This is a genomic window from Cellulomonas sp. JH27-2 (assembly GCF_014837175.1).
In the GTDB taxonomy this organism is placed as follows: Bacteria; Actinomycetota; Actinomycetes; order Actinomycetales; family Cellulomonadaceae; genus Cellulomonas.
The window spans coordinates 198,864-220,363 of sequence record NZ_JACYFR010000005.1; the positions used below are offsets into that span (position 1 = coordinate 198,864).

The following is a 21,500-nucleotide window of genomic DNA, read 5'->3' on the forward strand; positions in this document are numbered from 1 at the left end:
GCGTCAGGTGGCGTCGGGGCAGGTCAGAGGCGGGTCACGAGCGCTCGAGCGCGACGAGGGGGATCGTCCGCTCGGTCTTTGCCTGGTGGTCCAGGAAGAACGGGTTGGCGGCGGTGATGTCGGCCCACAGGCGGTCGTACTCCTCGCCCTCGAGGACGACAGCGGTCGCGTCGAACTCCTCGTCCGCGAGCTCCACGTGCACCTGCGGGTCGGCGACCAGGTTGAGGTACCAGCCCGGGTCCCGCGGGGCACCCATGTTCGAGGCGATGACCACGTGCCGGGCCGGGGGCCCGGGGTCGACGTGGAACATCATGGGCGCGGTGCGCTCCTCGCCCGACGAGCGGCCCGTCGTCGTCAGCAGCACCAGGCGCTCGCGGTGCATACCGTCGATCTCGCCGCCCGCGCGGAACTGCTCGATCACGTGCGCGTTGATCTGCGCCTGATCCATCTGCCCCTCGTTCTCGGTCATCCCGCCATGCTCTCGCCGGTTGCTGCTCGGTGCAGCCCGGGCGGTTCGGTCATGCTTCAGCCGCTCGCCGGGCGGCCTGCTCCAGCTTCTCGCGGTACGCGCTCCAGTCGGCGGCGGTCCGGTCGGGGATGTTCGGGTCGTCCGCGCGCCGCCCCACCTGCTCGTCGATGAGCTCGCGCAGGATGTCCGCGTGGCCCGCGTGGCGAGCCGTCTCGGCCAGCATGTGGACGAGGATCTGCTGGAGGGTCACGGCCCGCTTCTCGGGTGACCACCACGGCACCTCGCCGGGTGCGTCGAGCGGAAGGGCATCGATGGCCTCGTCGGACAGCCGCGCCGACAGGTGGTGGAACTCGACGACCGACGCGCGCGACTCGTCGGCCGGCACCCACATGTCACCGTCCGGGTCCGCGTCGAAGTCCGCCCACGGCTGGTCGACGCCCGACGGGCGCCCGAACGTGTCCGTGAAGTAGCCGAGCTGCGTGGTGGCGACGTGCCGCACCAGGCCGAGCAGGTTGGTGCCGGTGGGTGTCAGCGGCCGTCGGGCGTCGTACTCGCTCAGACCGTCGAGCTTGCCGAGCAGGTCGGAGCGGGCAGTGCGCAGGTAGTCGTGCAGGTTCGCCTTGTCATCCATCGCGGCAGTCTGTCGCACACCACCGACACCAGCGAGGGAAAAAGTTGTCGGGCACACCCCGAGCTAGCGAGCCTTGCTCGCCACCGACCAGGCCCACGCCACCAGCGGCACCTGCAGCGGCAGGCGCGCCCACGCGACGGCGGGCTTGCCGGCCCACGAGCGGGCGTCAGGCCGTGAGCGGACGGCCATCGTGACGTTGCCCGGGAAGACGCCGACCAGCAACGCGGCCGACGCGAGTCCGCCCGCGCGACGCGTGGCTGGGATGGCCAGCGCACCCGCGCACGCCAGCTCCGCGACGCCGCTGCCCAGCACCCACGGGTCCGGGTCGCCGAGCGTGCGGGGGATGAGCGGGCGGAACACCTTCGGGCGGACCAGGTGGACGGTGCCGGACGTGGCGAGCAGGGCGGCGAGCGCGAGCGCCGGGCCGTGACGGCGGAGGGATCCCATGGCCGCACGGTACGTCGCCGACGCGCGGCGTGCCGGTGATTGACCCCGACGCAGTTACTCAGTAACTTGCGGTTACCCGGTAACCGAGGAGGTCCCGATGTCCGTCCGTCAGGGGATGCTCGCGCTGCTCGCCGAGCAGCCGATGCACGCGTACCAGCTGCGCCAGCAGTTCGAGCACCGCACGGGCGGCACGTGGCCGCTCAACATGGGCCAGGTCTCGACGACGCTCGACCGCCTGGTCCGCGACGGCCTCGTCGAACCGCTTGCCGAGCAGGGCGACGAGCCGGCGTTCTACCGCGCCACGGCCACGGGTCGCGACGAGCTCGCGCGCTGGTGGGCCACGCCCGTCGAGCGCACGAGCCCCGCGCGCGACGAGCTGAGCATCAAGCTCGCGCTGGCCGTGACTGCGCCGGGCGTCGACGTGACCGCGCTGGTGCAGGCGCAGCGCACCGAGACGATGCGCGCGCTCGTCGACCTGACGCGACTCAAGGCCGATATCCCCGCCGCCGGTCCCGCGCCCGACGACCTCGCGTGGTCGCTCGTGCTCGACAACCTCGTCTTCGCCGCGGAGGCCGAGGTGCGCTGGCTCAACCACGTCGAGGCCCGCGTCGCCCGTGCCGTCCGGACCGCGGGCGTGGCGCCGGCGTCCACCGAGACGCGGACGGAGGCCCACCGATGAGCGGGCGCGCTGGGCCCGGTGGTCCTCAGCCTGCGCGGCGTCACGCGCGTGCACGGCAGCGGCCCGACGGCGGTCCGCGCGCTGGCCGGCGTCGACCTCGACGTCCGGCTCGGCGAGCTGGTGGCCGTGATGGGCTCGTCGGGCTCCGGCAAGTCCACGCTACTCAACATCGCGGGCGGCCTCGACGGCCCCACGGACGGGGCCGTGACCCTGGCGGGCGACGAGCTGCACGCGCTCGACCTCAAGGCCCGCGCCCGGCTGCGGCGCCGCAGCGTCGGCTACGTCTTCCAGGACTTCAACCTCATCCCCGCCCTGACGGCAGCCGAGAACGCCGCGCTGCCCCGCGAGCTCGACGGCATCTCCGGGCGCACCGCCCGCCGCGAGGCCCGCGCGGCGCTGCGCGAGGTTGGTGTCGAGGCGCTCGCGGACCGGTTCCCCGACGAGATGTCCGGCGGCCAGCAGCAGCGCGTCGCGATCGCCCGCGCCCTCGTCGGGCCGCGCCGCCTGGTCCTGGCCGACGAACCCACCGGCGCGCTCGACTCCGCGACCGGCGAGGACATCATGCGCGTGCTGCGTGCGCGCATCGACGCCGGCGCCGCCGGCCTGCTGGTCACCCACGAGCCGCGGTTCGCCGCGTGGGCCGACCGCACGATCTTCCTGCGGGACGGGGTCGTCGTCGACGGCACCGGCACCCGCGGGGGACCCGAGTCCCTGCTCGCGGGGACCCGTCGGTGAGGCACTGGTGGCGCACCCTGCGCCCCGCCGCCCGCATCGCCCGTCGCGACGCCGTCCGGAGCAAGGGGCGCACGGCGTTGGTGGCGGCGATGATCGGCCTGCCGGTGCTGGGGGGCGTCGGGGGAGCGGTGCTGGCGCAGTCCAGCATGGAGTCGCCGGAGCACGCGGCGCGCGCCGCACTCGGAGGCGCGCAGGCCGTGATCGACGACTACGGGACGGGACCGGTCCGGCAGGACCCGGTGGGACAGCGGGTCGACGTCCTGTCGCAGTGGACGCAGAGGCCCAGCCCGACCGAGCAGGGCCGCGTGATCGCCGACGTGGTGGGGGGCACGGTCGTGCGAACGGACCAGCGCGTCGTGGTCCTCGGCGCGCACGGACGCGAGCTCGTGCACGCGACCACGATCCGCTCCGCGGACAGAGCCTCGCCTGTGCTGGCGGCGGGCCAGGTGGTACGTGGATCCGCGCCGAGCGGCACCGGGCAGATCCTGCTCGCCGTCGACGAGGCGGACGAGCTCGGCGTCGACGTGGGTGACCGGGTCACCGCGCGAGCCGAGAGCGGCCCGGCATCGACCCTGACCGTGACCGGGATCGGGAACCACGGCTCGCTCGCCGTCGGATTCCTGGCCGACGGTTTCGCCAACGGCACCACGTGGTCGGTGGTGGGCTCGACGCCGGTCACCTGGGCGGAGGTCGAGGCACTGAACGAGCACGGGCTGCGGGTCGTGAGCCGTGCCGTGCTCGACCACCCGCCGAGCTTCGGGATCTCGGTAGCAGCGCCTCGGCTCGATGGGGCCGTGATCGGACTGTTCGGTGCGGCGGCGGTGATGGGTGTGCTGGAGGCGGTGCTGATCGTCGGCCCGGCGTTCGCCGTGGGGGCGCGCCGGGTGGAGCGGCTGCTCGCGCTCGTCGCGGCCTGCGGTGGTGACCAGGGGACGATGCGGTCCGTCGTGGTGCTGACGGGCCTGATCACCGGCCTGGCCGCGTCGCTGGTCGGAGCCGTCGTCGGGCTCGTCGGCGCGGTGCTGGTTCGAGGCGTTCTCGTAGCGCGAGGCTCGACGGCGTTCCCTGAGCTGCGCGTGCCGTGGCTGCTGTGCGTGGCATTCGTGGTGGTGGGGGCGGTCGTCGCGACGGCCGCGTCCTGGCTGCCTGCGCGTCGGGCCACGCGGATGGACGTGGTGGCGGCGCTCGGAGGTCGGCGCGTCGAGGCGAGGCCTCACCCCAAGGTTCCGCTGGTGGGGATCGGGCTGGTGGTCGGCGGGCTCGTGGCCGCGGTCGTGGGCGCGCTCCAGACGACGCCTGCACTGCTCGTTGCAGGCCCGGTCGCGATCCAGGTGGGCGTCGTCGTGGCGGCCGGAGGGCTGGTCACGCTCGTCGGGCGGCTCGCGCCGCGCGCGGGCGTGGCCGCGAGGATCGCGATGCGCGACGCCGCGCGGCAGCGGGGCAGGACGGCACCGGCGATCGCAGCGGTCATCGCCGCCGTCGCGGGCATCGTGGCGGGTGCCGTCTACGCGCAGTCCAGCGGCGCCGCGGAGCAGGCGATCTACCGTCCGAGCGGAGCCGTCGGCACGGTGATGGTCGCGTACTCGCCCACTGACCCGTTCGGCAACCCGCTCCCTGACTCGCCGCAGCCTGACTCGACCGCGGTCGAGCGCGCGTTGCGCGGCGCCCTGCCGGTCGGTTCGTCTGCGATCCTGCGGACCGCCGTGCCCGCCGATGCTGACGGCGCGTTTCTCGTGCCCGCACCCCGGCCGGCGCTCGGATGCCCGGCCATGGAGAAGGTCCTCGTCGACCCGCAGCAAGCGGGCGGTCGCTGCTACCTGTACGGGGACCGCATGCCGTCGACCGTGAGCTTCCAGGCGCCCGGGCAGACGTACCTGCCGACGGCGATCGTCGACGACGGGAGTGCTGCCGAGGCGCTCGAAGGGGGCGACGTGGCCCTGGGCGAGGCCGTCGCGAAGGGGACGGTGCTCGTGACCCGACCCGACGCGATCTGGCCCGACGGAACCGTCCACCTGTACGCGGTTGCGGAGCGTGATGTCGTCGGCCTGCAGCCGACGGCCGAGCTGGTCGCCCCCGCTCGCCTGGTCGCTGGGCTCGGGCAGTTCGAGGTCCTCGTCAACGAGGCCGACGCGACGGCGCTGGGGATGTCGGCCGTCGAGGCCGGGGTGGTCGCGTCGACCACGAGGATGCCGACGGACGACGAGCAGAAGGCCGCCGAGACGGCTCTCGCGCGTCAGGCCGTCGTCGGGGTCGAGCCCGGGTACCACGGCTCCACGCCGGTCGTGCTGCTGATCCTCGTCGCCGGTGCCGTCGTGGTGGGCCTCGGCGCGACGGCGCTCGCGATGGCGCTGGCTGCCGCGGAGTTCCGGCCCGACCTGGCGACGCTCGGCGCGATCGGTGCCGGCCCGCGCACCCGACGTCGCGTCGCTGCGGCGCAGGCCGGCGTCGTCGTGGTCGTCGGCGTGGGGCTCGGTGCCGTCACCGGGCTGTTGCTCGGCGGCGTCCTGGTGCTGGCGCTGCACCAGACGGGCAGCCGCCTCGTGCCGGTGCTGCATCTCGTCGTGCCGTGGCCGGCGCTTGCCGCGATCGTCGTCGGCGTGCCGGTGCTGGCGATGGGCGGCGCGTACGTGCTCACGCGGTCGCGGCTCCCGATGGCGCGTCGAGTGGTGGGGTGATATTGGCGGGCGACCCATCCGGTCGTCGGACGGCGTCGAACCTTGGTCGACCTGATGTTTCCGCCGACCGAGCGAAGGATTTCCGTGCTGCTGCTGCTCGCCCCCATCGGCGCGCCCCGCACGTCGCGCGGGCGAGGTGCCCGCCCGTGCGGCACACTGGCGCGCGTGGTGCAGGCTTCCGAATCGATGAGCGACGCTCCTGAGCTGCTTGCCGCCGTCGCGGCGGGTGACCAGGACGCGTTCGCGCGCCTGTACGACCAGCTCGAGCGGCCGGTGTTCGGCACCTGCGTCGGGGTTCTCCGCGATCCCGACCACGCCGCGGAGGTCGCGCAGGAGGTCTGGGTCGAGGTCTGGCGCACCGCGGAACGGTTCGACGCCGCGCGTGGCTCGGCCCGTACCTGGGTGGTCACGCTGGCCCATCGTCGGGCCGTGGACCGCGTGCGGTCGGTGCAGGCGCAGCGCGACCGGGACCAGCGCGTGCTCGACGAGAGCGGCGAGCGGCCGTTCGACGTCGTCGCCGACGAGGTCGAGACCATGCTCGAGCAGGTCCGCGTGCGCGAGTGCCTGCAGACGCTCACCGAGACCCAGCACCGCGCCGTGACGCTCGCCTACTACGGCGGCAAGACGTACCGGGAGGTGGCCGAGGCGCTCGGTGCTGCGCTGCCGACCGTGAAGTCGCGCATCCGCGACGGGTTGCTCCGCCTCAAGGACTGCTTGGGGGTGGTGGCGTGAGCGAGAACGACGAGACCCGCGCCCTCCTCGGCGCCTATGCCCTCGACGCGGTCGACGACCTCGAGCGTCGCGCGGTCGAGCGTCTGGTCGCGTCCGACGACGAGGCGGCTGACGAGCTCCGCCAGCTGCAGGCCGTCGCGGCCCGGCTGGGCGAGTCCGTGCGCGCCGAGCCCCCCGCCGCCCTGCGGGCGTCCGTGCTCAGCGCGATCGCCGCGGAGGCGTCGGGCACTGCCCGCACGCCGCGACACGCGGCCCAGACGAGCGCCGCCTCGACGGGTACCGCCCCGACGAGCGCCGGCCCGACGGGCGCCGACCGAACCGACGCAGAACCGGTCGGCGCGAAAGCCCCGGCCGTGCGGTCCGCGACGACGCCGGCCCGCCCGCGCAGCCCGCAGCGGTGGTGGTCGCTCGCCGCGGCCGTCGTCGTCGGCGCCGCGGTCCCGAGCGCGCTCGCGGTGCAGCAGCACCAGCGCGCCGAGCACGCGACCACCCAGCAGCAGGCGCTCGCCGACGTGCTGCGCGACCCGTCCGCGGTCCTCGCGCACGGCGACGTGCAGGGCGGTGGCACAGCCACGGCCGTGCTCACCGACGACGACGCGCTCTTCAGCGCCACCGGCTTGCCGTCGCTGAGCGACGGCAAGGTGTACCAGCTGTGGGTGGTGAGCAAGGACGCGGCGGCCTCGGCCGGTGTGCTCAGCGCCGACGGCGGCAGCGTGCGGCAGCTCGCCGGCGACTTCTCGTCGGGCGACGCCCTGGCGATGACCGTCGAGCCGCAGGGCGGCTCGCAGCAGCCGACGACGACGCCCCTGGTGATCCTCAGCGCCAGCTGACCCGCTCGTGGTCGGCGCGGCGTCCCCGGGCGGCCGCGGTGCTGTCGACGCCGGCCGTCGAGATCGACATCTCTCACGCCATCGGCGCCCGGAGCCGTGAACGACGTCGATCTCGATGCTCGCTGTCGACCCGCGGGCGCGACAACCTGCGGGCATGGCAAGACCCCCGCACCCGGTGGGATGGGTGCGGGGGTCTTGGACCGGTGGTCACATCGAGGGCATCAGCACCGAGTCGATGAGGTAGACGGTCGCGTTGGCGGTGTGGACGCCGCCGCAGATGACCTTGGCGCCGTCGACCATGATGTCGTCGCCGGAGCCGGTGACCTTCACCGTGCCACCCTCGACGGTCTTGTGGTCGCCGTCGATCTTGTCGGGCGAGATCTGGCCGGGCACCACGTGGTAGGTGAGGATCTTGGTCAGGGTGTCGCTGTCGGTCTTGAGGCCGTCGATGGTCGCGGCGTCGATCTTCTTGAACGCGTCGTCGACCGGTGCGAACACCGTGAACTCGCCGCCGTTCAGCGTGTCGACGAGGTTGACGTCCGGGTTCAGCTTGCCGGAGACCGCGGCCGTCAGCGTGGTGAGCAGCGGGTTGTTGGACGCTGCCACGGCCACCGGGTCGGTGGACATGCCCTGCACGGAGCCGGCGCCGTCGGGCACCTGCGCGGCGTAGGCGGCGCAGCCGCTGCCGACGAGGTCCGCGGCCGGGTCCATCGTGCCCATGCTGTCGTCGGACGCCATGGGCGACGACGAGTCCATGGGGGTCTCCATCGCGGCGGGCGACGAGGCGCCGGCGTCGCTCGAGCTGTCGCTGTCCGAGCTGCAGGCCGTCAGCGCGATGCCGGTGACCCCGGCGAGCAGGACGGCGGCGATGCGGGTGCGAGCTGTGGTACGCATGGTGGGTCTCCCTCGATCTGTCGTGACCCCGGGGTGGTCCCGGCGTCCACTGTCGAGCGAGGTTCGGCGCCCGCGGCGGGGTGGATGGGTCGGATCGGCGAGCAGTTTTTCGACCCTTCGTCGGCCCATCCGAGGCGCCCGCGGTGGCGAACTCGTGCCATGGACCTGCTCACGCTCGCGCTCATCGGCCTCGTCGGAGGACTGATCACGGGGATCTCCCCGTGCATCCTTCCCGTGCTGCCCGTCGTCTTCTTCGCGGGAGGCGTGGAGAACGCGCGCTCCTCACGCTCACCGATCAAGGTCGCGACCACCCGCGGTGCCGGCGCGGCCGGCGCCGTGGGAGCGATGGCCCAGCCGTCGTTCCTCGCCGGGGGAGCCGGGGGAGCCGGGGTGCGGGCGGGTGACCCGACGACCGGCCCGACGACCGGCGGAGTCGCGCTCGCCGAACGGCCCACGCCGGCCGCGCCCACGCGGCGTGAGTCCGCGCGTCCCTACCTCGTCATCGCCGGCCTCGTCACGAGCTTCACGCTGGTGACGCTCGTCGGGACCCTGGTGCTCAACCTGTTGGGCCTGCCGCAGGACCTGCTGCGATGGGCCGGCATCGCGGTGCTGGCGATCCTGGGCATCGGCCTGCTGGTGCCCCGGTTCGAGGAGATCATCGAGCGGCCGTTCCAGCGACTGACCCCCAAGCGAGCGCCGGGCCAGGGGCGCGGCGGGTTCGTGCTCGGCCTGGGCCTGGGGGCCGTGTACGTGCCGTGCGCCGGGCCGGTGCTCGCGGCCATCACGGTCGCCGGGGCGACGGGAACCATCGGTCTGGGGACCGTGGTCCTCACCGTCGCCTTCGCGCTCGGCGCGGCGATCCCGCTGCTGATCCTCGCGCTCGCGGGCCGCCGTGTCGCGGAGCGCATCGCGGCCTTCCGCTCCCACCAGGCGACGGTCCGCAAGGTGGGCGGCGCCCTGATGCTGGCGCTGGCGCTCGCGCTGTCGTTCAACGTCACCGACTCCATCCAGCGCGCGCTGCCCGGCTACACGGACGAGCTGCAGACGAAGGTGGCGGCAAGCAAGACCGTGCAGGAGCAGCTGAACCTCGGTGGCCTGACGACCGCCGAGAACGAGGGCCTGTCGCGCTGCCACAACAACTCGGCCACTCTCGAGGACTGCGGCCCCGCCCCCGAGATCCGGGGCATCGACACCTGGCTGAACACGCCCGACGGTGCGGCCCTGACGCTCGCCGACCTCAAGGGCAAGGTCGTCCTGCTCGACTTCTGGGCCTACTCCTGCATCAACTGCCAGCGCTCGGTCCCGCACGTCACGGCCTGGGACAAGGCGTACGCCGACGACGGCCTCGTGGTGATCGGCGTCCACACGCCCGAGTACGCGTTCGAGCGGGAGACCCGCAACGTCGTCGACGGTGCGAAGCGGCTCGGCATCACCTACCCCGTCGCGCAGGACAACTCCTACGCCACCTGGACCGCGTACCGGAACCGCTACTGGCCGGCGCACTACCTCATCGACGCCACCGGCCAGGTGCGGCAGGTGTCGCAGGGCGAGGGCGGCTACGCGCAGACCGAGAAGCTGATCCGCGAGCTGCTGGAGGAAGCGAACCCCTCGGTGAATCTGCCCGGCGAGACGACCGTGGGCGACACGACCCCGCAGGGTGACATCACGCCGGAGACGTTCCTGTCCGTCAGCAAGCACCGCAACGTCGACGGCGACTACAAGGAGGGCGACTTCACGGCGACGCTGCCGCAGGACCAGAAGCCGGACACCGTCGCGTTCGGCGGGACGTGGACCACGGACTACCAGGGTGCCACCGCCCGCGAGGACGCCGTGCTGCGGATGGACTACCACGCGGCTGTCGTCGAGTCGGTCCTGGGCGGGTCGGGTTCGGTGACCGTGGTCCGCCGGGACGCGGACGGCGCCGAGACCGGCCGCGACACGTTCGACGTCACCGGGTCGCCGCGGTCCTACCCGCTGGTCCGGGCCGATGCGGTCGGCGAGGGCAGCGTCGAGCTCGAGGTCTCCCCTGGAGTGCAGGCGTTCTCCTTCACGTTCGGCTGACCGTCTCCCGAGCTCGACTCCCGCCGCGGCGACAGGCCGAGGACTGCGGCGGGAGTCGGGTCCGCGTCAGTCCTGGACGTCGTCGGCGGACGCGGGCGGCGCCGCGGGCGGCCCGGTCGGCTGCGCGGGGGCCTGCGGGGCGGAGGTCGGCAGCACCCCGGGCAGCGCGTACGCCGGCACGGGGCCCTGCGGACCACGGGTGGGGCGCTCCGGTCGGCGCTTCCGGCGCCAGCGGACGAACGCGACCACGCCGGCCGCGACGGCTCCCGCGAGCACGAGCCACGGGAGCAGCACGCCGAGCACGATCACCGCGCCCTTGATGACGTCGACGAGCGAGCTCCAGCCCACCGCGAGGGCGTCGAAGAAGTTGCTCGGCCCCTCGGTCTGGACCGGCGGCGCGACGTCCGGGCCGTAGATGTCGATGGTCAGCGTGGACAGCGACACCTGGTCCGCGAGGCGGGCGCGCTCGGACTGCAGCTCCTCGAGGCTGGACTGCCGCTCGGTCAGCGCGCTCTCCGCATCGATGACGTCCTTGCTGGTGGTGGCCTTGGCGAGCAGGTCCTCCATCCGGGTCACGGAGATCTGCAGCGCGTGGATGCGGGCGTCGAGGTCCTGCGCGGCGCCCGTCACGTCGGTCGCCTTCAGGTCCACCGAGTCGACCGTGCCGAGGTCCTTGAGGGCCTTGATGGTCGCGTCCACCTTGTCCGCCGGGACCCGGACGACGAGGTTCGCGCTGCCGCCGGACTCGTCCGTGGTCGCCTGCTCGGACCGGTCGTCGATCCGGCCGCCGGACCTCTCGACGAGCGTCACGACCGCCTGCGTCGACGCCGCGGCGTCCTTGACGCGCATCGACACCGTGCCGGTCTGGACGACCTGGCGCTCCTGCGTCGCGGACTCCGCGGCCGCCGAGTCGGCCGAGCCGTCGCCGCCTTCGTCGGCGAAGCCCTGTGCCGCGGACCGGGGAACGGAGTCGGACGCCGACCCCGCGTCGTCGGAGCTCGCCGAGCAGCCGGCCAGCAGGCCGAGCGTCAGCGCCCCGGTGGCGAGCAGAACGGTGATCCCGGGTGTGCGCCGGGTGCTGCGTCGTGGCGTCGTGGTCGTCATGCAGGTGACGCTAGGGGCGTGCCGGCGCGGTCGGGGCTGGTTTCGCGCATTCGCCGCGCAACGGTGACCGGGCCGTCACCAGATCGGGACCGTCGCGCTGTCAACCGATCGTTCGTCTGCGCGTTTGCGCAGTCCAGGACGCCGGGCCGCGTCAGATCGCGTACGCGGTCGACGTCCACAGGTGCTGGGCGGCGAACGCGCGCAGGGGGGCCCAGGCCGTGCCCGCGGCGACGACGTCGCGGGCGTGGTCGACGCCCAGGGCGCGCCGCAGCACCAGGTCGCCGCTCGGGAAGGCGTCGCGGTCGCCCAGCACCCGCAGCGCCAGGTAGTCGACGGTCCACGGTCCGATGCCCGGCAGCGCCAGCAGCCGCGCGCGCACGTCGGAGTGGTCGGCCCCGGGTCGCAGGTCCAGACCGCCCGCGCACGCCTCGGCCAGGGAGGCGAGGGTGCGGGCGCGGGCGTGCGTGACGCGGACGGCGGCCTGCAGCTCGTCGGGCGAGCGTCCCGCCACGGCGGCCGGCGTCGGGAACAGCGTCAGCCCGCCTGGCCCCGCTTCGCCGTACGCGGCCGCGAACCGACCGGTGAACGTGCGCGCGGCGGCGAGCGAGACCTGCTGCCCCAGCACGGTCTGCACCGCTGCCTCGAACCCGTCGGGGTGGCCGAGCACACGCAGGTGCGGCCGGGCGGCGACCAGGGGAGCGAGGCGCGCGTCGCGCCCCAGGTGCGCCCGGACCGCGTCGAGGTCGTCGCGCAGGCCGAACCACCGCTCGACGAGAGCGGCGACCTCGGCAGCAGGTGCGCCGGCCGCGTCGACCTCGACGCGGTCCGCGCCCAGCCGCACGTCGACGACGGCAGGCCCCGTCGTGAACCGGACGGCGCGGCGCACCGTGCCGGCGGACGCGTCGACCGCCTCCACGCCCGGCACCGCGTGCGCGACGAGCGATCCGAGGATGGGACCGGGATCGAGCGCGACGTCCATGCCGGTGAGTCTGCCTCGTTGCGACCACTGCATGCGTCGTCGGTATGCGCCGCGCGAGGAGGGCTTGTGAAGCCTTGCGGGGCCGGTGCCGACCTGGGCGGTCCTGTCAGGCCCGGCACGTACGGTGGCGCGGTGATGGGATCTCTCCGTGTTTCTGACCTGTGGTCCGCGGCTCCGTGGGCCGCCGATGCCGACCAGGCGACCGAGGGTGCGGTCGACGTGCTCCTCCTCGTCGTGTCCCTCGTCGTCGGGGTGGTGGTGGCGCTGGCGCTGTCGGTCGTGATCGGGGCCGTGGTGCGGCGCATCGCGCGCCGCTCGCTCGTGGCGGCCGACCTCACCAAGCGGTCCCGGCTGCCGATGCGGTCGGTCCTCGTGATCGTCGGGCTCTGGCTGGGGCTGCGCGCCGGGACCGACGACGCGCACTGGGTGCGGGTGCTCGAGCACGTGCTGCTCATCGCGCTGATCGTCGCGCTGACGTGGCTCATCGGCAGCCTCGCCTTCGTGCTCGAGGACGCCGCCCTGGTGCGGTACCGCACCGACGTGCAGGACAACCGGCACGCCCGCCGCGTCCGCACGCAGGTCCAGGTGCTACGGCGCGTGACGGTCGCGGTCCTCGTCGTGTGCGCCGCCGCAGGGATCGCGCTGACGTTCCCGTCCGCCCGCGCCTTCGGGGCCAGCCTGCTGGCCTCGGCGGGCGTGCTGTCGATCGTCGCCGGCCTCGCTGCTCAGTCGTCGCTGGCCAACGTCTTCGCGGGCATGCAGCTCGCGTTCACCGACGCCATCCGCGTCGACGACGTCGTGGTGGTCGACGGGCAGTGGGGCCGGATCGAGGAGCTCACGCTCACCTACGTCGTGGTGCACGCGTGGGACGACCGGCGTCTGATCCTGCCGTCGACGTACTTCACGACGACGCCCTTCGAGAACTGGACGCGGCGCGCTGCCGACCTGCTGGGCACCGTCGAGCTGGACGTCGACTGGCACGTCCCGGTCCAGGACATGCGCGACGAGCTGACGCGCCTGCTCGACGACACCGACCTCTGGGACCGCCGCGTCGGGATCCTCCAGGTCGTGGACGCGGTGGGTGGGCACGTGCGCGTGCGCGCACTCGCCAGCGCCGTCGACGCGCCGACGCTGTTCGACCTGCGTTGCTACGTGCGTGAGGGTCTCGTCGAGTGGGCGCAGCGCGAGGCGCCGCAGACCATGCCGAAGGTGCGCCTCGAGCAGGGCGCCGCGCCCGAGCCCGCCCAGCCTCGCGACCAGGTGGCACCGCGGGCCGCCCGGCGACCGGCGCCGGAGGAGGAACGGGCGTCCGAGAAGGGGGGTGCGCCGGAACGCGTCGCCGTGCTGGAGCGCGCGGGGCGGTCTGCCGTCGACGACACGCGTGTGCTGCCGGCGGTCTCTCCCGACGACACGCAGGCGATCCGGCCCACCGGCTCGCACTCTCGCCTGTTCACCGGGAGCATCGAGGCCATGGAGCGTTCGCGCAGCTTCCAGGGCCCCGGGCAGGACGCCATCGACGAGCGCGAGGAGCATGCGGAGCACGTCGAGGTCACGGACCGGACGGACGACGACCTCGCGGGGCGTCCGGACGACGACGAGAAGCGCTGACCTCACATCCGCCCTCCCGGGAGCGTCTGCACCAGGGAGGGCGGACGGACCGCCCGACGACCAGGAGACCGGAATGACGACGCTGACCAGCACGGGGGCCCGCACGGTGACCAGCTCACGGACCAGCTCGCGGACCAGCTCGCGGACCAGCACAGTGATCGACTCGCGGCTCGGGCCGATCACGCTCGTCGCGACGTCGGGCGTGCTCAGCGCGGTGCTGCTGCCCGAGCTCGACGGGACGCCGGCGCGGGGCGAGCACGGGCTCGTGGACCCGACCGGGCTCGAGGCGGCCGCCGAGCAGCTGGGCGAGTACCTGGCGGGCCAGCGCACCGCGTTCGACCTGGCGCTGCACCTGGACGGGACCCCGTTCCAGCGGCTGGTCTGGGAGGGCCTGCTACGGATCCCGTACGGGCAGACCCGGTCCTACGGCGAGCTCGCGCTCGAGATCGGCGTGGACCCGCGCACCAGCTCGCGGGCCGTCGGTGCCGCGAACGGGCGCAACCCGCTCGCGATCGTCGTGCCGTGCCACCGCGTCATCGGTGCGGACGGCAGCCTCACCGGGTACGCGGGCGGGATCGAGCGCAAGCGGTACCTGCTGGACCTCGAGAGCGCGCTGCTGTTTTGAGCGTGCTCGTCCCGGCCGCCCGGACAGGGCATGCTCGAACCATGACCGACGGCTACGACCCCCTCGACCTCGACCGACACGTGTACGGCGACCCCGACGCACCCGTCACGGTCGTCGAGTACGGCGATCTCGAGTGCCCGTACTGCCGCGCGGCGGCGCCCGTGCTCCGACGGCTCGTCGACGAGTCGCAGGGCGGCGTCCGTCTGGTGTGGCGCCACTTCCCGTTGTTCGAGGTGCACCCGCACGCGCTGACCGCGGCGCTCGCCGCGGAGGCGGCAGCCGTCGCGGGCAGGTTCTGGGACTTCCACGACGTGGCGTTCGCGGACCAGGACCACCTGGCGGACCCGGACCTGCGGCGGCGGGCGTCCACGCTGGGTCTCGACCCGGGGCCGTTCACAGGGGTGGCGGCGCAGCAGTTCGCCCCCGCGGTGGAGGCGGACTACCTCGCGGGCATCTCGGCGGGTGTGGCAGGGACGCCGACGATCTTCGTCGACGGCACCCGTGTCCCGGGTGAACCGACCCTGGACGTGCTGCGCGCGGCCGTCGCGGAGGCGTCGCGGTGACGGGCGGGGCGTCGCCGCGCACGGCGCTGGTCACGGGCGCGGGGCGGGGGATCGGCCGCGGCATCGGGCTCGGGCTCGCGCGTGCCGGCTTCGCCGTGGCCCTCGTCGGGCGGACGCGCGCGCACCTCGACGACGTCGCCGCGCAGATCCGCGCCGACGGCGGGCTCGCGACCTGCGCCGCCGCGGACCTCGTCGACGCGAGGGCGGTCGCGGACGCGGTGGCGCGGGCCGAGGCGGACCTGGCCGAGCTGACGGGCGCAGACGGTATCGGGCTGCTGGTCAACAACGCGGGCATCATCGAGGGCCGGGAGACGGACTTCGTCGACGACGACGTCGAGGACGCGTGGCGCGTCATCGAGACCAACGTGCGTGGACCCCTGCTGGTCACGCACGCCGTGCTCCCGGGGATGCTGGCCGCGGGTGGCGGCCGGGTGCTCAACCTGAGCTCGGGCGCGGGCTACCGGCCGGGTCCCGCGTACACGGGCTACTCGATCAGCAAGGGTGCGCTGGCCCGGCTGACGACGATGCTCGACGCGCAGTACCGCGACCGGGGCATCCGCGTGCTCGACCTCGCCCCCGGGCACGTGCGGACGGACATGACGACCGCGATGCCGCTGCATGCGGGGCGGCAGGCATGGACCTCGCTCGACGACGTCGTCGAGCTCGTCGTCGCCTTCGGTGAGGGGACCCTCGACGCGCTGTCCGGGCGCCTGGTCCGCGCGGGCACCGACACCGTGGACTCGCTGCTGGCCGCCTCGGACCGCATCACGGCCGGCGCCGCACGCACCCTGAGCCTGCCGCGGTACGGCGACGACGACCCGATCACCTGAGCGCTACACCTGCACGCCCCACGGCAGTGGCGGGAGGGACGGGGGCGGCCCGTCCGCGCCCGGTGAGCACAGGGGCAGCCGCTCGCCCAGCCAGCGCAGCAGGATCGAGCCGAGCACGGCGGCGACCAGCGAACCCGCCAGGATCCCGATCTTGACCTCGGCGAGCTGGTGCGGGTCGTCGAACGCGAGCTGGGCGATGAACAGCGAGATGGTGAACCCGATCCCGGCCAGCACGGCGCCACCCAGCAGGTGCCCGTACCGCACGCGGCCCGGCAGCTCGCCGAGACCGGCGCGGATGGCGATCGTCGCGGCACCCGAGATGCCGACCGCGTTGCCGAGCACCAGCGCGACCGCGACGCCGATGCTGAGCCGTGACCGGGCGGCGTCCGCGAGGACGTCGCCGTCGAGCGTGATGCCCGCGTTGGCCAGGCCGAACAGCGGCACCACCACGTACGCGCTCCACGGGTGCAGCATGCGCTGCAGCCGGTCGCTCGTCGGGACGGCTGCCCGGGCCGCGAGCTCGGCCAGGTGCTCGCGCTCGGCCGTCGTCTCCTGCACCAGGTCGCCCGCGTAGCCGGTGACGGCCTCGACGTGCTCGCGCCGCGGCACGGACGCCGGCACCAGCAGCCCGACGAGCACGCCGGCGAGCGTCGGGTGGACGCCGGAGGCCTGCACCGCGAGCCACAGCAGCACCCCGACGACGACGTACGGCAGCAGCTGCCACACGCGCAGCCAGCGCAGCACGAGCATCGCGACCACGCACAGCGCGGCGAGCCCGAGCGCGGTCAGGGACACCGACTCGGAGTAGAAGACCGCCATCGCGGTGATCGCGACGATGTCGTCGACGATCGCGAGCGTGAGCAGGAACAGACGCAGCCGGTCGGGGCAGGCGGGGCCGAACAGGGCCAGGATGCCGACCAGGAACGCGGTGTCGGTCGACATGACGACGCCCCAGCCGTGCGCGGCGTCGGTGCCGGCCGTGAACGCCAGGTAGATCAGCACGGGGACGAGCACGCCGCCCAGCGCACCGAGCGCGGGGACGGCCACCGTGCGGCGGTCGCGCAGCTCGCCCCGGGTCACCTCGCGGGAGATCTCCAGCCCGACGACCGCGAAGAACATGGCCATCGCGGCGTCGTTGACCCAGTGCTCCAGGTCCAGGTCCAGTGACCAGGAGCCGACATGGATGCCCGCCGCAGTGGTCCAGAACGCCTCGTACGAGTCCGCGGCGACGTTGGCCCACACGAGCGCCAGGACGGTCGCCGCGAGCAGGAAGACCGCGGAGCCGGCCTCGGTGACCAGGAAGTCCCGGACGGACGGGGACACGCCCGGCACCCGGACGCGCAGCGCGGGCCCGGGCGACGAGGAGGTCATGCCCTCAACGTCGCAGGTCAGGCCGCCCGACGCAACGGGGTCAGAGGTCCTTCTCGCGGTCGCCCATCAGCACGGCGGCGTGGTCGGGGACGTACGTCGACATCTCGCGCGGCGGGCGGTCGTAGCCGCCCGACGGGGCCGGGCGGTCCGGGAGCTCGATCTTCTCCTCGGGCACGTCGGTGTACGGGATCGTCGAGAGCAGGTGGGAGATCATGTTGATGCGCGCGTTCTTCTTGATGTCCGACTCGACGATGAACCACGGGCTCGCCGGGATGTCGGTGTGCACCAGCATCTCGTCCTTCGCGCGCGAGTAGTCCTCCCACCGGGAGATCGACTCGAGGTCCATCGAGGACAGCTTCCACTGCCGCAGCGGGTCCTTGAGGCGCGACCGGAACCGCTTGAGCTGCTCGGAGTCGGACACGCTGAACCAGTACTTGCGCAGCAGGATGCCGTCCTCGATGAGCATCTCCTCGAACATCGGCGTCTGGCGCATGAACCGCGCGTACTCCTGCGGCGTGCAGAACCCCATGACGCGCTCGACCCCGGCGCGGTTGTACCAGGAGCGGTCGAAGATGACGATCTCGCCCGCAGCCGGCAGGTGGGCGATGTAGCGCTGGTAGTACCACTGCGACCTCTCGCGCTCGGTCGGTGCCGGCAGCGCGGTGACGCGGGCGGTGCGCGAGCTGAGGTACTCGGTCAGGCGCTTGATCGTGCCGCCCTTCCCGGCGGCGTCGCGGCCCTCGAAGATGATGACCATCCGGGCGCCCGTGGCCTTGGTCCACTCCTGGACCTTCACCAGCTCGGCCTGGAGCCGGTACAGCTCGGCCTCGTAGACGGAGTTCTTCAGCTTCATGGTCGCGTGCTTCTTCGCCATGACGGGAACGTACCGTGTCCAGGGTCGTGTCCGCCGGGGATCCTGAGTTGCGGATCGACCGCGCGCGTCGTGCCGCAGATGCGGCACTAGGATCGTCGACGTGACTCAGTTCCGGATCTCCGAGGCCGCCTCGCTGCTGGGCGTCAGCGACGACACGGTGCGTCGCTGGATCGATGCCGGTGCGCTCGCGGCGGACACCTCGTCGTCGCGCACGACGATCGCCGGCGCCGACCTCGCGGCCTTCGCCGTCGAGCGCTCGCGGCGGCCCGACGACCCCGACGCGGGCCACAGCTCGGCCCGGAACCGGTTCGTCGGCCTGGTCACCGCGATCACGGCCGACACGGTCATGGCGCAGGTCGAGCTGCAGTGCGGGCCGTTCCGCGTCGTGTCGTTGATGTCCAGCGAGGCCGTCCGCGAGCTGGGCCTCGAGGTCGGCTCGCGCGCCGCCGCCGTCGTCAAGGCCACGACCGTCGTCGTCGAGACCACGGGCGGCACCCGATGACGTCACGCACCCCTCATCTGATGCACCCCACCACCTGGAGGACGACCATGGTCCCCGCCCGGACCACCACCGGCCTTGCGCTCGCCGCCGTCCTGCTGCTCGCCGGCTGCTCGTCGTCGGACGAAGCGTCCTCCGACAACGCACCGTCGACGAGCGCGAGCGGCGACGCGCTCACCGGCGGCCTGACGGTCTTCGCGGCGGCGTCGCTGCAGCCGGCGTTCGACGAGCTGACCGCCATGTTCGCCAACGACCATCCCGGCGTGAAGGTCGACCCGGTGACCTACGACGGCTCGTCGACGCTCGCGACGCAGCTCGTGGGCGGCGGGAACGCGGACGTGTTCGCGTCGGCCGACGAGAAGAACATGACCACCGTCGTCGACGCGAAGCTCGTCGCCGGCGACCCCACGGTCTTCACCACCAACACGCTCGCGATCGTCGTCGCGCCCGGCAACCCGAAGAAGATCACGTCGCTCGCCGACCTCGCCACGGTCGCGTCCGACGGCGGCGCCGTGGTGGTCTGCGCCGCCGAGGTACCGTGCGGCGCGGCGTCGAAGCAGGTGCTCGACACCGCCGGCGTGACGCTCAAGCCCTCCAGCCAGGAGCAGAACGTCACGGCCGTCCTGACCAAGGTGGAGTCCGGCGAGGCCGACGCGGGTCTGGTCTACAAGACGGACGTGCTGCGCGCGGGGGACTCCGTCCAGGGCGTCGAGTTCGCCGAGGCCGCGAAGGTGGTCAACCAGTACCCGATCGCCGTGCTCGGGGACGACACCCGCGCGTCCGGCCACGACGAGGCGACCGCGCAGGCGTTCGTCGACCTCGTGCTGTCCGACGAGGGGCGCAAGGTGCTGGAGCGCAAGGGATTCGCCGCGCCGTGACGACGGTTGCGGGTCGGGTCGGCCCGGCGTGACGAGCGCACCCGGCACGGTTCGCGCCGTGCGCACCGGGCCCGGCGACGTCGGTGGGTTGGGCGCACCTCGGTTGCTGTGGGCTCCTGCGGCGCTCGCCGTCGGACTGCTCGTGCTGCCCGTCGTCGCACTCGTCGTGCGCGCGGACTGGTCGTCGTTGCTGTCCGACATCACGTCGCCGGCGGCCCTCGCCGCGCTGCGGCTCTCCCTGCTCACGTCGCTCGTGGCGACCGCGATCTGCGTCGTGCTCGGCGTCCCGCTCGCCGTGCTGCTGGCGCGTGCGAGCGGCTGGGTGTCGGAGGTGCTGCGCGCGCTGGTCACGCTGCCCCTCGTGCTGCCGCCGACCGTGGGCGGCATCGCGCTGCTGTACCTGCTGGGCCGTCGAGGGCTGCTCGGCCAGTCGCTCGACGCCTGGTTCGGGATCCGGCTGCCGTTCACGACGGCTGCCGTGGTGATCGCCGGCGCCTTCGTGGCGATGCCGTTCCTGGTGCTCGGGCTCGAGGGCGCACTGCGCACCGCCGGGACGCAGTACGAGGTGGTCGCCGCGACCCTGGGCGCGAGCCGGTGGACGGTGCTGTGGCGCATCACGCTGCCGCTCGTCGCGCCCGGCCTGGTGAGCGGGACGGTGCTCTGCTTCGCCCGCGCCCTGGGTGAGTTCGGTGCCACGGCTCTGTTCGCCGGCAACACCCCCGGCGTCACGCAGACGATGCCGCTCGCCATCTACTCCGCGTTCAACGGCGCCGGTGTCACCCAGGGTGCAGCCGTCGCGCTGTCGTTGCTGCTGGTTGCCGCGGCGATCGTCGTGCTGCTGGTCGCGCGGGCATGGCGGCCCGGGAGGGTCGGATGAGCGACGCGGCCTGGGAGCGTCGGATGAGCGGCGGCGAGGTCCTCCGGGGACGTGTGCGCGTCCGGCGTGGCGACTTCGCGCTGGACGTGGCGATCGAGGCCCGACCGGGCGGCATCGTCGCGGTCGTCGGCCCCAACGGTGCCGGCAAGTCGACGTTGCTCGGTGCGCTGGCAGGTCTGCTGGCGGTCGACGACGCCCGCATCACGAGCGGCGACCGCGTTCTGACGGACACGGCCGGCGGTGTGCACGTGGGCGCGGAGCGCCGCTCGGCGGTGCTGCTGGGGCAGGACGCGCTGGTCTTCCCCCACCTGTCGGTCCGGGAGAACGTCGCGTTCGCGCCGCGCGCCGCGGGTGTCCGTCGGGCGCAGGCGCGGCGGTCGGCCGACGAGTGGCTCGCCGCCGTGGGGCTCGACGGGTTCGCGGACCGGCGCCCCGGTCAGCTCTCGGGTGGCCAGCGCCAACGTGTCGCCCTGGCCCGCGCGCTGGCGGCCCGGCCGTCGGTGCTGCTGCTCGACGAGCCGTTCGCGCAGCTCGACGTCCGTACCGCGGCCGAGCTGCGTGACCTTGTGCGCGAGCAGGTGCGGGGGACCGGGGCGGCGGCGGTGCTCGTGACGCACGACGTGGTGGACGCGCTGACCCTCGCCGACCACGTGCTGGTGCTGCACGACGGCGTGGTCGTCGAGGAGGGCACGCCGCTCGACGTGCTCACGGACCCCGTGCACGCGTTCACCGCCGCGCTCGCGGGCCTGAACCTGATGGCCGGGACGGTGGTCGACGACGGCGAGCGCGTCCTGGTCGGCGACGACGGGCCACGGCTGCCGCTCGCCGGCGTCGTCACGGCAGCGGGCGGCGAGCCCGTGCCGGGGGCCCGCGCCCAGCTGACGTTCCCGCCCGCCGCGGTGAGCGTCGTCGGCGTGGCCGACCGTGGGTGGGACTCCGTCGTCGTCGACGTCGAACCGGGTCCCGCGGCCGTCCGTGTCCGCACCACCGGGGACGTGCTGGTCGACCTCGCCCCGGCCGACGCGGCGACGCTCGACCTGCGGCTCGGGGCGCCGCTGCGCCTCGCCGTGGCCTCGTCGGCGGCGCGGCTGCGCGCTCTGCCGGACGCCTGAGCACCGCCGGCACCCGTCGGACTGGCA

22 protein-coding genes are annotated in these 21,500 nt (G+C 73.7%); 14 read left to right on the plus strand and 8 right to left on the minus strand.

The features are described 5' to 3' along the window. Positions 1 to 34: 34 nt before the first annotated feature. The 3 genes from IC607_RS15400 to IC607_RS15410 all read right to left on the minus strand — a co-directional run bounded on the left by IC607_RS15400 (position 35) and on the right by IC607_RS15410 (position 1,547). A complete protein-coding gene (locus IC607_RS15400; protein ID WP_225225120.1) occupies positions 35 to 469 on the minus strand; it encodes a nitroreductase/quinone reductase family protein in 435 nt (144 codons plus the stop codon). A 49-nt stretch (positions 470 to 518) separates the two neighbouring features. Beyond that, complete coding sequence (locus IC607_RS15405) at positions 519 to 1,100, minus strand: DinB family protein (RefSeq protein ID WP_191788289.1); 582 nt, start codon at positions 1,098 to 1,100, stop codon at positions 519 to 521. 63 nt (positions 1,101 to 1,163) lie between these two features. Next, entirely contained in the window at positions 1,164 to 1,547 is a 384-nt protein-coding gene (locus IC607_RS15410) for a DoxX family protein (RefSeq protein WP_191788290.1), read from the minus strand. A gap of 97 nt (positions 1,548 to 1,644) precedes the next feature. Here IC607_RS15410 and IC607_RS15415 point away from each other — a divergent pair, with 97 nt between their 5' ends. The 5 genes from IC607_RS15415 to IC607_RS15435 all read left to right on the plus strand — a co-directional run bounded on the left by IC607_RS15415 (position 1,645) and on the right by IC607_RS15435 (position 7,198). Beyond that, the gene (locus IC607_RS15415) at positions 1,645 to 2,226 is read left to right on the plus strand and encodes a PadR family transcriptional regulator (RefSeq protein ID WP_191788291.1); all 582 of its coding nucleotides are present in this window, start codon (positions 1,645 to 1,647) and stop codon (positions 2,224 to 2,226) included. A gap of 9 nt (positions 2,227 to 2,235) precedes the next feature. Beyond that, positions 2,236 to 2,961, plus strand: a complete 726-nt coding sequence (locus IC607_RS15420) for an ABC transporter ATP-binding protein (RefSeq protein WP_225225188.1) — start codon at positions 2,236 to 2,238, stop codon at positions 2,959 to 2,961. Then, positions 2,958 to 5,636 (plus strand): FtsX-like permease family protein, encoded by a 2,679-nt coding sequence (locus IC607_RS15425; RefSeq protein WP_191788293.1) that lies wholly within the window; start codon positions 2,958 to 2,960, stop codon positions 5,634 to 5,636. The genes IC607_RS15420 and IC607_RS15425 overlap by 4 nt, the downstream gene beginning before the upstream one ends. 105 nt (positions 5,637 to 5,741) lie before the next feature. Then, the gene (gene sigK, locus IC607_RS15430) at positions 5,742 to 6,368 is read left to right on the plus strand and encodes an ECF RNA polymerase sigma factor SigK (RefSeq protein WP_370526318.1); all 627 of its coding nucleotides are present in this window, start codon (positions 5,742 to 5,744) and stop codon (positions 6,366 to 6,368) included. Next, a complete protein-coding gene (locus IC607_RS15435; RefSeq protein ID WP_191788295.1) occupies positions 6,365 to 7,198 on the plus strand; it encodes an anti-sigma factor domain-containing protein in 834 nt (277 codons plus the stop codon). Before sigK ends, IC607_RS15435 begins: the two co-directional genes overlap by 4 nt. 207 nt (positions 7,199 to 7,405) lie before the next feature. On the opposite strand, the gene IC607_RS15440 is transcribed toward IC607_RS15435, so the two are convergent. After that, the gene (locus IC607_RS15440) at positions 7,406 to 8,092 is read right to left on the minus strand and encodes a fasciclin domain-containing protein (protein WP_225225121.1); all 687 of its coding nucleotides are present in this window, start codon (positions 8,090 to 8,092) and stop codon (positions 7,406 to 7,408) included. A gap of 159 nt (positions 8,093 to 8,251) precedes the next feature. On the opposite strand from IC607_RS15440, the gene IC607_RS15445 reads away from it, so the two are divergent. Continuing rightward, positions 8,252 to 10,153, plus strand: coding sequence for a cytochrome c biogenesis protein DipZ (locus IC607_RS15445; RefSeq protein ID WP_225225122.1), 1,902 nt, complete (start codon positions 8,252 to 8,254; stop codon positions 10,151 to 10,153). A 66-nt stretch (positions 10,154 to 10,219) separates the two neighbouring features. Here IC607_RS15445 and IC607_RS15450 read toward each other — a convergent pair whose 3' ends face one another. Both IC607_RS15450 and IC607_RS15455 read right to left on the minus strand, forming a co-directional pair. Then, entirely contained in the window at positions 10,220 to 11,257 is a 1,038-nt protein-coding gene (locus tag IC607_RS15450) for a DUF4349 domain-containing protein (RefSeq protein ID WP_191788296.1), read from the minus strand. 151 nt (positions 11,258 to 11,408) lie between these two features. Next, positions 11,409 to 12,236 carry a DNA-3-methyladenine glycosylase gene (locus IC607_RS15455; protein ID WP_191788297.1) on the minus strand — a complete coding sequence of 276 codons (828 nt, stop codon included), beginning with the start codon at positions 12,234 to 12,236 and terminating at the stop codon, positions 11,409 to 11,411. Positions 12,237 to 12,371: 135 nt separating this feature from the next. Between IC607_RS15455 and IC607_RS15460 the strand changes: the two genes are divergently transcribed. The 4 genes from IC607_RS15460 to IC607_RS15475 all read left to right on the plus strand — a co-directional run bounded on the left by IC607_RS15460 (position 12,372) and on the right by IC607_RS15475 (position 15,862). Further along, on the plus strand, positions 12,372 to 13,844 hold the full coding sequence (locus tag IC607_RS15460) for a mechanosensitive ion channel family protein (RefSeq protein WP_191788415.1): 1,473 nt from the start codon (positions 12,372 to 12,374) through the stop codon (positions 13,842 to 13,844). Between the two features lie 73 nt (positions 13,845 to 13,917). Further along, positions 13,918 to 14,469, plus strand: coding sequence for a methylated-DNA--[protein]-cysteine S-methyltransferase (locus IC607_RS15465; RefSeq protein ID WP_191788298.1), 552 nt, complete (start codon positions 13,918 to 13,920; stop codon positions 14,467 to 14,469). Between the two features lie 41 nt (positions 14,470 to 14,510). After that, complete coding sequence (locus IC607_RS15470; protein WP_191788299.1) at positions 14,511 to 15,032, plus strand: DsbA family protein; 522 nt, start codon at positions 14,511 to 14,513, stop codon at positions 15,030 to 15,032. Continuing rightward, the gene (locus IC607_RS15475; protein WP_191788300.1) at positions 15,029 to 15,862 is read left to right on the plus strand and encodes an SDR family NAD(P)-dependent oxidoreductase; all 834 of its coding nucleotides are present in this window, start codon (positions 15,029 to 15,031) and stop codon (positions 15,860 to 15,862) included. The genes IC607_RS15470 and IC607_RS15475 overlap by 4 nt, the downstream gene beginning before the upstream one ends. A gap of 3 nt (positions 15,863 to 15,865) precedes the next feature. On the opposite strand, the gene nhaA is transcribed toward IC607_RS15475, so the two are convergent. After that, positions 15,866 to 17,233: a Na+/H+ antiporter NhaA gene (gene nhaA, locus IC607_RS15480; RefSeq protein ID WP_191788301.1), complete on the minus strand. Its 1,368-nt coding sequence runs from the start codon at positions 17,231 to 17,233 to the stop codon at positions 15,866 to 15,868. Positions 17,234 to 17,273: 40 nt separating this feature from the next. Beyond that, a complete protein-coding gene (ppk2, locus tag IC607_RS15485; RefSeq protein WP_191788302.1) occupies positions 17,274 to 18,107 on the minus strand; it encodes a polyphosphate kinase 2 in 834 nt (277 codons plus the stop codon). Positions 18,108 to 18,207: 100 nt separating this feature from the next. On the opposite strand from ppk2, the gene IC607_RS15490 reads away from it, so the two are divergent. Genes IC607_RS15490 through IC607_RS15505 form a run of 4 tightly spaced genes read left to right on the plus strand, consistent with a single transcriptional unit; the run spans position 18,208 to position 21,473 of the window. Beyond that, on the plus strand, positions 18,208 to 18,609 hold the full coding sequence (locus IC607_RS15490; protein ID WP_191788303.1) for a TOBE domain-containing protein: 402 nt from the start codon (positions 18,208 to 18,210) through the stop codon (positions 18,607 to 18,609). A 20-nt stretch (positions 18,610 to 18,629) separates the two neighbouring features. After that, a complete protein-coding gene (gene modA, locus IC607_RS15495) occupies positions 18,630 to 19,484 on the plus strand; it encodes a molybdate ABC transporter substrate-binding protein (RefSeq protein WP_225225123.1) in 855 nt (284 codons plus the stop codon). A 58-nt stretch (positions 19,485 to 19,542) separates the two neighbouring features. Continuing rightward, positions 19,543 to 20,361: an ABC transporter permease gene (locus IC607_RS15500; RefSeq protein ID WP_191788304.1), complete on the plus strand. Its 819-nt coding sequence runs from the start codon at positions 19,543 to 19,545 to the stop codon at positions 20,359 to 20,361. Further along, a complete protein-coding gene (locus IC607_RS15505; protein WP_225225124.1) occupies positions 20,358 to 21,473 on the plus strand; it encodes a sulfate/molybdate ABC transporter ATP-binding protein in 1,116 nt (371 codons plus the stop codon). The genes IC607_RS15500 and IC607_RS15505 overlap by 4 nt, the downstream gene beginning before the upstream one ends. Positions 21,474 to 21,500: the final 27 nt, after the last annotated feature.

What these genes read in the sequence shown, in the direction of transcription:
- IC607_RS15455 (WP_191788297.1), bottom strand. Translation starts at nt 12,236, where the DNA reads ATGGACGTCGCGCTCGATCCCGGTCCCATCCTCGGATCGCTCGTCGCG.
- IC607_RS15450 (WP_191788296.1), bottom strand. Translation starts at nt 11,257, where the DNA reads ATGACGACCACGACGCCACGACGCAGCACCCGGCGCACACCCGGGATC.
- IC607_RS15440 (WP_225225121.1), bottom strand. Translation starts at nt 8,092, where the DNA reads ATGCGTACCACAGCTCGCACCCGCATCGCCGCCGTCCTGCTCGCCGGG.
- IC607_RS15470 (WP_191788299.1), top strand. Translation starts at nt 14,511, where the DNA reads ATGACCGACGGCTACGACCCCCTCGACCTCGACCGACACGTGTACGGC.
- IC607_RS15415 (WP_191788291.1), top strand. Translation starts at nt 1,645, where the DNA reads ATGTCCGTCCGTCAGGGGATGCTCGCGCTGCTCGCCGAGCAGCCGATG.
- IC607_RS15400 (WP_225225120.1), bottom strand. Translation starts at nt 469, where the DNA reads ATGACCGAGAACGAGGGGCAGATGGATCAGGCGCAGATCAACGCGCAC.
- ppk2 (WP_191788302.1), bottom strand. Translation starts at nt 18,107, where the DNA reads ATGGCGAAGAAGCACGCGACCATGAAGCTGAAGAACTCCGTCTACGAG.
- IC607_RS15460 (WP_191788415.1), top strand. Translation starts at nt 12,372, where the DNA reads ATGGGATCTCTCCGTGTTTCTGACCTGTGGTCCGCGGCTCCGTGGGCC.
- nhaA (WP_191788301.1), bottom strand. Translation starts at nt 17,233, where the DNA reads ATGACCTCCTCGTCGCCCGGGCCCGCGCTGCGCGTCCGGGTGCCGGGC.
- modA (WP_225225123.1), top strand. Translation starts at nt 18,630, where the DNA reads ATGCACCCCACCACCTGGAGGACGACCATGGTCCCCGCCCGGACCACC.
- IC607_RS15445 (WP_225225122.1), top strand. Translation starts at nt 8,252, where the DNA reads ATGGACCTGCTCACGCTCGCGCTCATCGGCCTCGTCGGAGGACTGATC.
- IC607_RS15465 (WP_191788298.1), top strand. Translation starts at nt 13,918, where the DNA reads ATGACGACGCTGACCAGCACGGGGGCCCGCACGGTGACCAGCTCACGG.
- IC607_RS15505 (WP_225225124.1), top strand. Translation starts at nt 20,358, where the DNA reads ATGAGCGACGCGGCCTGGGAGCGTCGGATGAGCGGCGGCGAGGTCCTC.
- IC607_RS15410 (WP_191788290.1), bottom strand. Translation starts at nt 1,547, where the DNA reads ATGGGATCCCTCCGCCGTCACGGCCCGGCGCTCGCGCTCGCCGCCCTG.
- IC607_RS15405 (WP_191788289.1), bottom strand. Translation starts at nt 1,100, where the DNA reads ATGGATGACAAGGCGAACCTGCACGACTACCTGCGCACTGCCCGCTCC.